The organism is Persicitalea sp., from assembly GCF_041751555.1.
Lineage (GTDB): Bacteria > Bacteroidota > Bacteroidia > Cytophagales > Spirosomataceae > Persicitalea.
The window spans coordinates 1-12,035 of record NZ_JBGSXF010000678.1; the positions used below are offsets into that span (position 1 = coordinate 1).

General features: G+C 56.3%; 8 protein-coding genes and 1 pseudogene. 1 reads left to right on the top strand and 8 read right to left on the bottom strand.

Going from position 1 to position 12,035, the window contains the following annotated elements; genetic code table 11:
- The 5 genes from ACEW8P_RS23930 to ACEW8P_RS23950 form a co-directional block, all read right to left on the bottom strand.
- Nucleotides 1-352: STN domain-containing protein (locus ACEW8P_RS23930; RefSeq protein ID WP_373515583.1), on the bottom strand; the 352-nt coding region annotated here is incomplete at its 3' end.
- 159 nt (nucleotides 353-511) lie between these two features.
- Nucleotides 512-1,513 carry a FecR family protein gene (locus ACEW8P_RS23935; protein ID WP_373515584.1) on the bottom strand — a complete coding sequence of 334 codons (1,002 nt, stop codon included), beginning with the start codon at nucleotides 1,511-1,513 and terminating at the stop codon, nucleotides 512-514.
- 20 nt (nucleotides 1,514-1,533) lie between these two features.
- Entirely contained in the window at nucleotides 1,534-2,094 is a 561-nt protein-coding gene (locus ACEW8P_RS23940) for an RNA polymerase sigma-70 factor (protein ID WP_373515585.1), read from the bottom strand.
- 139 nt (nucleotides 2,095-2,233) lie between these two features.
- Complete coding sequence (locus tag ACEW8P_RS23945) at nucleotides 2,234-4,456, bottom strand: beta-galactosidase trimerization domain-containing protein (protein WP_373515586.1); 2,223 nt, start codon at nucleotides 4,454-4,456, stop codon at nucleotides 2,234-2,236.
- A gap of 2 nt (nucleotides 4,457-4,458) precedes the next feature.
- Nucleotides 4,459-6,597 carry a hypothetical protein gene (locus tag ACEW8P_RS23950; protein WP_373515587.1) on the bottom strand — a complete coding sequence of 713 codons (2,139 nt, stop codon included), beginning with the start codon at nucleotides 6,595-6,597 and terminating at the stop codon, nucleotides 4,459-4,461.
- 728 nt (nucleotides 6,598-7,325) lie between these two features.
- Between ACEW8P_RS23950 and ACEW8P_RS23955 the strand changes: the two genes are divergently transcribed.
- Complete coding sequence (locus ACEW8P_RS23955; RefSeq protein WP_373515588.1) at nucleotides 7,326-9,914, top strand: PQQ-dependent sugar dehydrogenase; 2,589 nt, start codon at nucleotides 7,326-7,328, stop codon at nucleotides 9,912-9,914.
- On the opposite strand, the gene ACEW8P_RS23960 is transcribed toward ACEW8P_RS23955, so the two are convergent.
- The 3 genes and pseudogenes from ACEW8P_RS23960 to ACEW8P_RS23970 all read right to left on the bottom strand — a co-directional run.
- Nucleotides 9,904-10,722, bottom strand: a complete 819-nt coding sequence (locus ACEW8P_RS23960) for an aspartate/glutamate racemase family protein (RefSeq protein ID WP_373515589.1) — start codon at nucleotides 10,720-10,722, stop codon at nucleotides 9,904-9,906. The two genes, ACEW8P_RS23955 and ACEW8P_RS23960, sit on opposite strands and share 11 nt — an antisense overlap.
- A gap of 12 nt (nucleotides 10,723-10,734) precedes the next feature.
- Entirely contained in the window at nucleotides 10,735-11,721 is a 987-nt protein-coding gene (locus tag ACEW8P_RS23965) for a transketolase family protein (protein WP_373515590.1), read from the bottom strand.
- Nucleotides 11,708-12,035 (bottom strand): annotated as a pseudogene (locus tag ACEW8P_RS23970) (hypothetical protein); the annotation flags it as partial. The pseudogene ACEW8P_RS23970 and the gene ACEW8P_RS23965, both read right to left, overlap by 14 nt.

Below are 12,035 nucleotides of genomic sequence, written 5' to 3' on the forward strand. Positions count from 1 at the left end.
TAAATTCAGGATCGGCCAGCGAACTGCGGTTCGACCGCCACTTGGTGAGCAGAATCCGGTTTTCGATGACCTCGTAGTTGATTCCGACGGGCGTCAGCAGTTCGTCCAAAACCGCCGAAAGCTTGCGGTTGGTCACGTTCAGCGAGATGCGCTGACCCGACTGGATGCGGGTGCTATAGACGAATTTTACTTTGGCCTCCCGCTCGATTTGACGGAGGGCGTCTTTTAGTTCGAGGTTCTTTTGGTTTAGCGTAATGGTGCGGTTCAGCACCTCCTGAGCGTGGGTATCGTGCGCCAGGGCGATGCTACCGAATAGCCCGAGTAAGAGCATTTGTGATAAAGTGATTTTCATAACCTTCCACAAGTTTCTGTGAATTGGTAGGTTTTTTTTCATAATTTTAAAAGTTTTTTAATTGGTAAAAGGATTGGAAAACAGCACACTCCCACAGATTAGCGTTTGTGGGTGGATGCACGATTGGGCCGGGAATGTTCGCAGCATTTCCGGCTTTTTTCAACAGCCGTCGCCATTGATAAACACCACCGTCCCGCGCTTATCGTAAGTCGCCCCCACGGATTTGCAAACTAAATCCAATTGCGTAAACATCGACAAATCGTGCAGATCGGCGGTGATGCGGCAGTCCTTCACCGCCGGGTTCGAAATGACGAACTCGATGCCGTACAGGCGGCTCAACTCAGCCAGGACTTTTTCAAAGGAAGTTTCCTGAAAAACCAATGTGGGCGGTGCCTCGGCGGGTAATGCCAGCGGCACGGGTGCCTCCACAATACCCGGCACGATGCGCTGTGTGGTGGCGTCGAAAAGAACCCGCTGGTTTTGGGTGATAATCACGCCGTTGTGTTCCCCTTTGCTCTGTTTGTCTTCGGCGTACACCGAAACCCTGCCTTCCCGCACCGATACCTCGACGCTCTTGCCCCGGCTATTTTGTTTGATCCGAAAACTCGTTCCCAGTACTTCCGTGACCAATTCGCCCGTATGCACCACAAAGGGCCGGGTTTGATCGTGCTTCACTTTAAAGAAAGCTTCGCCCGTCAGCGTGACCTCGCGGCGGGACTGGTTGAAAGATGGGTCATAGCTGAGGCGGCTGCCGGGGTTGAGCGTCACTTTGCTGCCGTCCGGCAGGAGTACTTCCCGCTCGGACTGGCTGGTGTTTTTTACTTCCATTTTTTCCCGCTCCTTTTTCATGGAGGCCACCGTCGAATCGAGCCGCAGGGGCGAGTCGAGCGGATTGACCCATATCCAGCCCAGTATAAAACAAGCCGCGATGGCCGACGTCCAGGCCAGGCGAACGATTCGGGTTGTCCAGGCGGGCTGAGTGTGCGGGCGGATGCGGTTCCACATCCGATTTTTAATCGTTTCTTTCTGAAACTCGGTCAGGTTGAGTTCCACGTTGTTGGCGGGATCTTCGTACCATTCCAGCAGGAACTGCTCTTCCGCAGCGGTGGTCTGCCCGGCCAGGTAGCGTTTCAGTAGTTGATTGAATTTCTGCTGCGTCATAGCGGTGTTCCAGGGGCGGCCTAGTTGTCTGTATGGTAATGTTTGAGATTTTCTTTCAAAAACCGGAGCGACTTTGTGATGTGGTACTCTACGGCTTTCTCACTCAGATTCAGGCCGGCGGCAATTTCCCGAACCGATTGGTTCTCGAAGCGGCTGCGCTTGAACACTTCGGCGCTTTTCTCGGGCAAGCGGCCCAGAGCATCCTCCACGGCCTCGGCCAGGTCAGTAAAGTTGACGATGTCGTCGGTGGCGCGGTGGTGGTGAATTTCTTGAAAAATCAGGTATTCCTGGTACTTGCGGGAGCTAATCTGAGATTTGATGTAGTCGTAAGCTTGATTCTTGATGGCGACGGTCAGGTACAGGCCCAAGTGCTGGATCACGACCTCGGCGCGGCGGCTCCACAGTTTCAGGAAAACTTCCTGTACCAGTTCTTCGGCCTCCTCACGGACGCCTGTTTGATAGTAGGCGATGCTGTAAAGCTTACACCAGTAGCGCTGGTAGATTTCGGCAAAGGCAGCCCGCCGTCCCTCCCGGAGAAGAGTCGTCAGATGTTCATCGTTGAGGTCTTTGACTGCTGCCATTGCGCTGCCTTGTGGTTGGCGTTCACTTAATGGTAGACTAAGTCTCGTAAATCCCTAAATGTTTTTGTAAAATATTTGAATTGTTTCAGATCGGCTAATAATCAGCCGAGGTCTTGGGCAAATATTGTTGCTTTTCAGCTTACCTCACCGCCCGGACCCAGCGTCCGCCGAATCCGTCTACGGGAATTTTGGTTGCGTCCAGTACCTCCCCCGTCACCGCATCGGTGAATTGGCGATACTTCATAACTTTGGTATTCAGCGAGGCGGTGGTGGCCGGTCCCTGGTTGATTAGGAAATAGTGATCCGCCACAGGTGAAGCCAGGCGATAGGCCAGGGCGTTGGCGCAAGCATAGGGCGATTGGTAATTACCCAAAACGTAGGGCAAAAACGGCACCCGACCGGCCTGACGGCCTTCACCTTTTTCAGTAAAATTTTGCGTAAAGCCGTTGATCGAGGATTGCAAGCCCAGCAGCACGGCCTGGCCTTTACCCAAGGAATTTTCCAGGATGGCGGGCTGGCCGTTATCATATTTTGCCAAAACTTTCGCCGTAGTAGGCGTGGCGTCCATGGTGTAGCCGTAGAGTGCGCGGCCGTCCATGAATTGCGGGCGGTTGGTGCCTGCGTACTGAAAATCATCGAGGGTGCAGCCGAAGATTTGTTCAAACACCGATCCCTTACCCACGGGCAAGTGGGCGGCGTTTTCGTCGAAACGAGCCGAGGGCAGGTCCATCACCAATCGTCCGCCCTGCTCCACGTATTGATGTAAAATGGGTAGTAGCTCTAAGCGAATTGAGAGCATCGCTGGCAGGTAAAGTACTTTATAGCGTCCCGATAAGCCCTTTTTCAGGTTGTCAGGCGTAACGTATTCGTAGGGAATATTAGCCTCCATCAGGGCGTTGCTGATGCCGATGCGGGCGCGGACGGGCTGTAGCTTGAAATCGTCGTCACCCGGCGTGCTGGTGGCGCCCCAGGTGGCCTCGTTCTCCCAGTCGTACAGCACGCCCACCAGCGGCTCCTTGTGGGCTTGCCAGAGTTCGAAGCGGTATTTTTGCATTGCTTGCCCGATTTTGCCAAGCGCCTCGGCGCGGTCGGTGACCTGGCCGTTCCGGTCGAGCAGGGCGTACTCGCCTTCCTCTTTTCCCGCGCTGCGGGCATTCCAGGCCCACACGCCGAAGCCCTTGAAGCCCGCCGCCAACTGGCTCAGGTAGAGCTGCGTGATTTCGCCCTCCCCGGCGTAATAGGCGTTGTCGTGACCGGGATCTTTCTCGCCATCCATCTGCTGGGGGCCGCCGGTGCTTTCCCAGCCGCCCGTCCAGCCACCCTTATTGAAGTCGTTCATCAGCGACGCCTGCATATACAGCGATTTACAGACTTCGCCCTCCGTCAGGTTGTAGTGCCACGAAAAGTGCATCGAAGGATAAAAAGAACCGTAGTCGGTCAGCGAGCGGGCGATGCCCTCCATGTCGACGTTGTACCAGGCGATGGGGTGGAAAACCGCCAGCTCGCCGCCACCCCGGTAGGGCGCGGCGGGGTCGAAGGCGTTGAATTGCGCCGCGCTGTTGAGGATGCGGCGATAGTTGTGGTCGACCTTAAAGCGATAGATGTCCTTAACGTGGTTGTACTCGCGGCGCGGCGTGTCTTTCCAGTTATTGGCCACGTCGTCCCAATTCTTGAACGGTCCGAGGTTAGGCCGAAAAAGCCCTGCGTGGTGCTGGTTCCAGGCGTAGTTGAGCTTCTCGACCGTACCGTAGCGACTTTTGAGCCACTCCACAAAGAGGAACTCCCCCTTTTCGTTGAGGTCGTCGCCACGCTTGCCGATTTCGGGATCGAAGGCGCGGCTCGTGGCGGCCATCGGAATGGGTTGGCTGGCGTTGTTTTGGTTCTGGATTTTTTCAATTCTTTTTTTCAAAACTTCTCGCTGATGGGCGACCAGCGCCGGATGCGCTAATACCTCGGCTAGTGGCAGTGAGCGGCTGATTTTCAGGCGGACGAGCAGTGTGTCGTCGATTTCGGCGTAGCCTCCCTCGCCGTACCACCACGGCACGATGCCCTCTTCCAAAGCCAGCAGCCCTACCTGCTCCTCCGTCCAGGGCGGCACGGTCAGGATTTGCTTCAGGGCGTTGAAGCCCAATCGCTTCATAGTGCGGAAGTGTTCGCGTATCTCTGTCTCACCTTCGTCGGGCTGCTGCACGTACACCACCCCGGCGGGCATCGGTGCCAGGCGGCGAAACTTTTGCTGCATCGGTGAATCGTGCAAAGAATCGTAAAGTTTGTGCAGGAAGGGGTCGGGCTGGGCGTGGGCCGAAATAGCGCAGACGGTCGCCAGCAGAAACAGGAAAAGTACTTGTTTGAGATTTTTCAAAATCAGGGGTTGTCAAGGTCGATTACAAAGCTTTCGCGGCCATCGGTCACGGTCGTCCGGCCATTCTTTATTTTGAGATAAGGGCTGTCGTACACTCCGCCATCGGCCCAGGAGGCGTAATCCAGCGGGGTGCCGTCGATCCAGCCGTCGGCTCTCAGACCGTCGGGGCGGTACTTCATTTTAAGGCGACGGTTGTTAAAGGATCGGTATTCTACCAGCGCGTTTTTTTTGTATTTGGATAAATTCAGCCGCGCCTTTTGACTAACTTTCTGCTTAAAATCCGTCAAGTCGCGGTATTTACTCTTTTCAGCCGATTCCAGCACGTAGCCCGACGGTTGCCCGTTGCAGACCAGAATACGGTACTTCGTCAGGGTTTGGCGGGTGCCTTTTTTGGTAAAAAAAGCAGTTTCGCTTGTCGGGATATCCACCCAAAACCAATCGCCGAAGGGCCGTACGTAGATAAAGGCATCACCGGCTTCCATAAAGATGCCGTCCGCATCTTCCTCCGTTTTCTCCACGCCCTTAGGGATCATCAGCCAGGTAGCCGCGCTGTTGGCGGTCGAGTCGATGAAGGTTTCCACGGCCGACAGGTCGCGCAAGTTCGGTTGCGGATAGTGGGCCAATGGCGCTCCGGCGTGTTGCTGACGTTGCGCCTGCTCGGTTGAAAGCACGCCGGATGGCCCCGCTTGCGTCGGCGCACTCATCACGATGATGGTACCCTGGTCGTGCAAAGTCTGGGTGTAAGGACTGTGGCCGACGTTCAGCCCGCGCTGCGGCTGCTGACCCATGAACACCAGATTGTCGGAGCCATCGGGAGCCACCAGCGACCACGCCACCTGCTGGTTGGGGTTGTCGACCATCGTCAGAGGCGCGTTGCCCAGCCCGAATGAATTCGAGGCATAAAAGCTTTCCTGTGTTACGTTTTTCTTGTCCATCGGGTAGTTAGGGCGGCTCATTTGAGCGGAGAAAGGCAGGATAACATTTTTATTGAACAAATTGCAAATCACCCGATTAGGACGGTAGGTAGTAGTGGCAACCGCCAGCGGTACAGGCAGCGGTTTAAGGTTAGTGGTGTCGGCGAAGGCTCTCAACAGTACCGCCATTTCGCTTTCCACTTTGGGGAGTCCACCGCGTTTTTGTGCTCCGGCGATGCTGCCGTGGTAGGTTTTTAAGGCGTAGGTCGCGAAGTAGTAATCAAGAGCAGTTTTAGCCAATTGTTTGTGTTCCGGCTTTTTGGCAAAATCATATAGATTCAGGAATGCCTGAATCGAGTGCGGGTAGTAAATTTCCGAATCGAACTCCCCGTGGCCCGTTCGGCCCAGCCGCCGCACAAAATCCTGCAAGAAGCCGAATGTCAGTCGCTCGGCCTCGGCGGTGGCGTAGTTAGAAATTCGGGCCGAATCGGGAAACCACTGGGAATACAGCAAAGCCGTGGTGCGCCACATGATTTTGTGATTTTCGGTCCCCCCGGCAAAGCGGGTGCCGCCCAGCACACCATCGCCGCCGGGCGTGCCCACCATGTCGTAGGCGTAGTCCATCGGGTTGTGTTCGCGGGTCCCATCGGAGGGGCGCCGCGTTTCGGCATAGTCCGAAACTGCGGCCCGAAAATCGGCATGCCAGTCGGCGCTCATGCGGTCAGCCACCAGGCCGTAAAACCGCGCCCAATGGCTGGCTGCGAAGTGGTACTGCTGCACGAGGTTGCCGGGAACGCTCAAAAATGCCATCACCAGCGTGTCGTTGGGTTGGCGCAGTAGCCGGGCGGTCATGGGTGGGAGGTCGTACTTGAGCGGATCGCCGCCGAAGGTCGCGATCCGGCCCCGCACGTCGCGGCTTTTGGCTCCAAAATAACCCGTCGGTCCCTGGATGAATTTTCGTCCGGTATAGGGCGAGGTGACGGCCTCACCTTCGAGGGCGAAGGAGTACACCAGCCTGCGTGTGTCGGGGCAGTTATCCACGGATCGGTTCCGCTGGCCGTAGGGCTCGGCGGCAATGCTGTCGATGGCTCCCGCGATGTGCGCCTGAAAGTAGGGTTCGTAGGGATAGGGACTGGCTGGTGGGTAGGCTCTGTCCTGAATAGATTGGGCGGAGCAACCAAGGCGGACGATGCAGAAAAGAAGCGTAAGTAGAGTGGTAACCGTCATATTTTGAGAGATTTATTAATAAAATAACAAACATTGACCGCTCACGAAATGCATCTCGCCGCCTCGACGGCAAACTGGCCGTCGACTTTCCTGTAAGTGGAGACAACGTTGCGGCAGATGAAGGCGAGTTTGGCTTTAAATACTTGAAAGTGCCATTTTTCCATCCTGGCGTAACACTGCGACGACGGTGCCGCCTTTCAGGAGCAGTGTTAGAATGAATGATATCCCAAGTAAATAAATATGACGCCGCCACCAAAGAATTTGCTTACCAAAAGGACAGAGGTTTAATGAACTGATATGATCTCCAACTTTAAGTGTAACTAAGTTATGAGGGTGTGAAAGTGGGTGGAGCCATGTATAAGGGGGTAAGGTGCGTCGATCAACTCGTTATAGCAAATGATGAGACTAAGCACTCAAGAATGGCATTTGGAAATTAAAACTTTCATCATCTACTTGAGTTGTTGATGGGTTAATTAACATGTAAAGAAATCCAACTCCTTCTTATGGAAGAATGAGACAAGCAATTCCGTTTCTTTTCTGATTAAGAAGAGATAAATCCATAATTTAAATCTTTTTGCTCCCCGTCTATAAAACATAAAAATAGCGAAACCTAATGAGATGATCTTTCCACATTTCCATTGCTTTTGTCAGTTTCTTCCAGTAGGCATTGCCATTTGTTAACTTAAAGACGAAGTGGTACTTTTAGTCGCACGAATACAGCCCTACCTATGAAATACCTGCTGCTGACCTTCTCCCTGCTCCTCACCCACTTGCTTTCCGGTCCAGGCGACAAGCCCGAGAACAGCCGCTTCACCAAAATCACCCTCGACGACGACCTGAACGAACCCATGGAACTGGCCATTGCGGACGATGGTATGGTCTATTATATCGAACGCGTAGGTTACGTCAACAGCTTCGACCCCAAGACTACTACTAAAAGACGGATCACCAAACTCGACATCCGGGCCACCGGTGAAGACGGGCTGCTGGGCCTGGCCCTCGACCCCAATTTCCTGCAAAACCACTGGCTCTACCTCTACTATGGAGACATGGTCATGCAGGGCGACAGCTACACCAACGTTCTCAGCCGCTTCGAACTTACGGAAACCGGGCTGACCAACCGTGTGGATATGTTGCGCGTGCCGCTGCTGCACGAGGGCGTCAGCCACTCGGCGGGTTCGCTGGCCTTCGACACCCAGGCGAATCTGTTTCTTTCCACGGGCGATAATACCAATCCTTTCGAGTCCGATGGCTACTCGCCCAGCGACGACCGACCGGGCCGGATCCGTTTCGACGCCCTCAAATCGGCAGGCAACACCAACGATCTGCGCGGCAAAATCCTGCGCATCCATCCCGAGGACGATGGTTCCTACACGATTCCCGAAGGCAACCTCTTTAAGCCGGGCCAGGAGAAAACGCGGCCCGAAATCTACGTCATGGGCAACCGCAATCCCTTCCAAATCGCGGTCGATCAGCGCAACGGCTACCTGTACTGGGGCGAGGTCGGGCCGGACGCCGGGGAAGACGGGCCGACGCGCGGCCCGCGTGGCCACGATGAGATCAACCAGGCGAGGCAAGCCGGGTACTTCGGCTGGCCGCTGTTCGTGGGCGACAACAAGCCCTATTACAAGTACGACTTTGAAGCCAAAAAGTCGGGAGAGCTGTTCGACCCGCAGCATCCCGTCAACTTTTCGCGCAACAACACGGGTTTGAAAGACCTCCCGCCTGCGCAGAAGGCCTTTATCTGCTACCCTTACGCCGAGTCGCCAGAGTTCCCCGAACTCGGCAAAGGCGGGCGCAACGCGATGGCGGGTCCGGTCTATTACTACGACGACTACCAGGCATCGCCGGGGAAGTTTCCGAAATATTTCGATGAAAAACTCTTCATCTACGACTGGATGCGGGGCGTCGTCACCACCGTCACGATGGACAAAAACCACAACTACCAAAGCATGGAGCGCTTCCTGCCCGATCAGGAGTTCAACCACCCGGTGGACATGGCTTTTGACCGCCAAGGCGAACTCTACGTACTCGAATACGGCACCTACTGGCGGGCCAAGAATACCGATGCCAAACTGGTACGCATCGAATACAACGAAGGCAACCGCGCTCCCGTCGCCAAAATCTCGGCGGACAAAACCGTCGGGGCCGCGCCGCTGAAAGTGAGGTTTTCGGCCCAGGGGTCGTTCGACTACGACAAAGCCGATTCGCTGCGCTACGAGTGGTCGTTCACTGCCAACGGTATTCAGGCCAAAGGAATTTCGCCCGCCTTTACTTTTACCAAACCCGGTAACTACAAAGCTCGCGTTCGGGTGACCGACTCGAACGGAAAATCGGCCGAAAATACCCTGACCATCCGCGTGGGCAACGAGCCGCCCGTCGTGACGGTGGACTGGGGCGGTAATCGATCCTTTTATTTTGGTAATAATCCAGTAGATTATAAGGTGATAGTGGCCGACCATGAGGACAAAGTCATCCCGCCTGAACGCATCAAGACTTGGTTTCACTACCTGCCCGAAGGCGAAGACGTAGCGGGCCTGATGGCGACAGGTGAAATGACTTTCAAGGGCAAAACTCTCATGGAGCAAAGCGACTGCCGGGCCTGTCACGGCCTGGACGCCGCGTCGGTCGGCCCGAGCTACCGGGCCATCGCCCAGCGCTACGACGACGACGCGGTGGACAAGCTTGCCGCTAAAATCATCAAAGGTGGCGCGGGCGTTTGGACGCAGGAACACGCCATGTCGGCGCACCCGCAACTCATCAGGGAAGACGCCGCCGAGATGGTGCGCTACATCCTTTCACTCGACAAGCCCAGTCCGCAAATGCCGTCCCGGGGCAGCATCACGACCGACCGGACACCCGGCAACTACGTGCTGATGGCCCGCTACACCGACAGCGGCGGGCTGCTGGGCCAGGAACTGATGCGGCTGCGCCCGGCAAAGTTCCCGGCTTCGCAGGCCGATAGCTACCACAAGGGCATTTCCAAGCGCAGCAATGCCGACGGCGGCTTCACAATGTGCTACAATGAGGACAAAGCCTGGATCAAGTTCAATCAAGTGGATCTGACGGGTCTGAAAAAGGTAGCAGCCGATGTCTTCACACCTAAGCTGGTAGGAACCCTCGAATTCCGCATCGACAGCCCGACAGGGAAGGTTGTCGCGCAAGTGCCCGTCAAGGGCGATGGCGTAGAAGTGACTTCCGCGTCGCTGCTGCCGCAGTCCGGGGCGCACGATGTGTACGTTGTTTTTGATGAGACAGCGGGCGGCATCAATATTTGGAAAAGGCTGGATTTGCGGACGCTTGAATTTACGAAATAACAAGCACCTCCCCAGCCCGTCGAAAGCCCGTCTCGCCGCTGTTCAGCACCGGAACACCGAAGGCGGCTACCGGATCAGGGTAAGAAAACGAGAATACGCTCATCGAAAGCTGCGCCAGCACCACCACTTCTACTGATTCTTGTTGCAGTGCCTGGCGGATGGCCTGGGCGATCACCTCGTTGTGTTCAGCGATTCGACCTTCTCCCAAAAGCCCAAAGGCTTCCGCTACCGTGGCCCCGATGAATTCGACAGATTTGCCCAACCGTTCGGCGGTTTCGCGCAGCAGGTTCTGGGTGCTGGTGACGGTCGGGCCGTGGGTGGCGATAACCAGTATTTTCCCCTTGTTCGCCGTATGCACGGCCTCTTCCATCATCGCCTCGTCGATCTGCACCACAGGAACTTTTACCACCCGCATGGTTTCGCTGACCTGCCGGAAGGCGCGGTTCATGGTCGAGCAGGTGAGCAGCACGGCATCCACGGCGTAGAGGTCGTAGAGGTCGCGGGCGTAGCGCTCGGTGGCGTCAATGTTGACCTGCGGAGGACAGGGCTGCCCGTGGTGGTGGGCGGTCATAAAGTTGAGCTGCACCGCCTCGTTTCCCACATTAATAATCTTGACGCCCGGCAACATTTTCTGCCCGAAATAAGTGGACCACAGGCTGGTCCAGGACGAGCCGTTGACCACGCCAAGCCGCTTGCCCGATAGGGCGGGGTCGGGTCCTTCGGCGGGGGTGAGCGTAGGGACGCCGGTGAGTTTCATGTAGTCGCTGAAAAGACGAATGGGGTCGAGGTCGGTCAGGCTTTGGGTCATAAGAACGGCTTTTTATAAGGCAAATTGGTGGCTGGAACGCATTTGCTCCTTTTGAACAATCACCACGCGGGCGGCATCGGCAATATCTTCTGGCTGCATGTGGTAGTGAGCGAAGAGCTCTTCGATGCCGCCGCTCTCGACGAAGGCGTCCCGGACGCCGATCTTGCGGGCAGGTACCGGGCATTCCTCGGCCAACACTTCAAGCACCGCATCGCCGAAGCCTCCCAGGACGCTGGCGTTCTCGGCGGTCACGGCGCAGCCCGTTTTGCGGACCGATCGGTCGATGAGTTCGCGGTCGATGGGCTTGATCGAGGCCAGGTGCACCACCTCAGCCATGATACCGTCCCTGGCCAGCAGGTCGGCGGCCTCCACGCAGCGGGCGGTCATCACGCCCGTACCGAAGAGCGTCACGTCGCCGCCTTCTCGCAACATTTCACCTTTGCCCCATTCGAAGTGGTGGTTTTCGCCAAAAATTTCGGGGACGGTGTAGCGCGTAATGCGGAAATATACCGGGCCGGGCGTGGCGATGGCGGTTTTCATGATTTGGCGCAGATCCTCATTGCTGCCCGCGTCGGCCACTTTCAGGTTGGGCATGGCCCGCATGATGGCGATGTCCTCGATGCAGTTGTGCGAGCCGCCCGCCCGGCTGGTGGGAATGCCTACGTACGAGCCGGGGATTTTCACATTCAGCTTCGGAAAGCAGATGGAAATGGCGATCTGGTCCAGCGCCCGCCGCGAGGCGAACACAGCAAAGGTGGAGGGGAAGGGAATAAAGCCCTCCGAGGCCAGCCCCGCCGCAATGCCGAACAGGTTCTGCTCGGCGATGCCGACCTGGATGAAGCGGTCGGGGTATCTTTTCTTGAACCAGGAGGCCTTTGTTGAGGTGTGCAGGTCGGCGTCCAGGTAGATCATCTGCTCGTATTCCGCGCCCAGTTCCAGCAGCGCTTTTCCGTAGGCGTCGCGCATTTCCAGGCCGTTATCGTCGTTATTCTCCGCCATAAAAAGTTTCTTTTTGGGTTTCAAGATCATATTTACTGTATCCGGCTTCGGGCCGTCCGTAATGGCGGGCCACCTCGCGCAGCATGGCGTCGGCCGTCTCAGGATCGGGGGCGTGGGTGTGCCACTGGTAGTTGAATTCCGCCCGCTCAATGCCGCGGCCCTTCACGGTGTGGGCAATAATGACGTTGGGCTTGCCGTTGGCCTGAATCCAGCGGGCTGTATGCACCGCTCGGGCGATTTCTTCCAAATCGTGGCCGTCGATTTCCTGCACGTTCCAGCCAAAGGCCCGCCACTTGTCGGCAAAGGGTTCGACG

Bases quoted from the DNA above. Each gene is read 5' to 3' on its own strand.
- ACEW8P_RS23960 (WP_373515589.1), bottom strand. From the start codon at position 10,722: ATGACCCAAAGCCTGACCGACCTCGACCCCATTCGTCTTTTCAGCGAC.
- ACEW8P_RS23935 (WP_373515584.1), bottom strand. From the start codon at position 1,513: ATGACGCAGCAGAAATTCAATCAACTACTGAAACGCTACCTGGCCGGG.
- ACEW8P_RS23940 (WP_373515585.1), bottom strand. From the start codon at position 2,094: ATGGCAGCAGTCAAAGACCTCAACGATGAACATCTGACGACTCTTCTC.
- ACEW8P_RS23955 (WP_373515588.1), top strand. From the start codon at position 7,326: ATGAAATACCTGCTGCTGACCTTCTCCCTGCTCCTCACCCACTTGCTT.
- ACEW8P_RS23950 (WP_373515587.1), bottom strand. From the start codon at position 6,597: ATGACGGTTACCACTCTACTTACGCTTCTTTTCTGCATCGTCCGCCTT.
- ACEW8P_RS23965 (WP_373515590.1), bottom strand. From the start codon at position 11,721: ATGGCGGAGAATAACGACGATAACGGCCTGGAAATGCGCGACGCCTAC.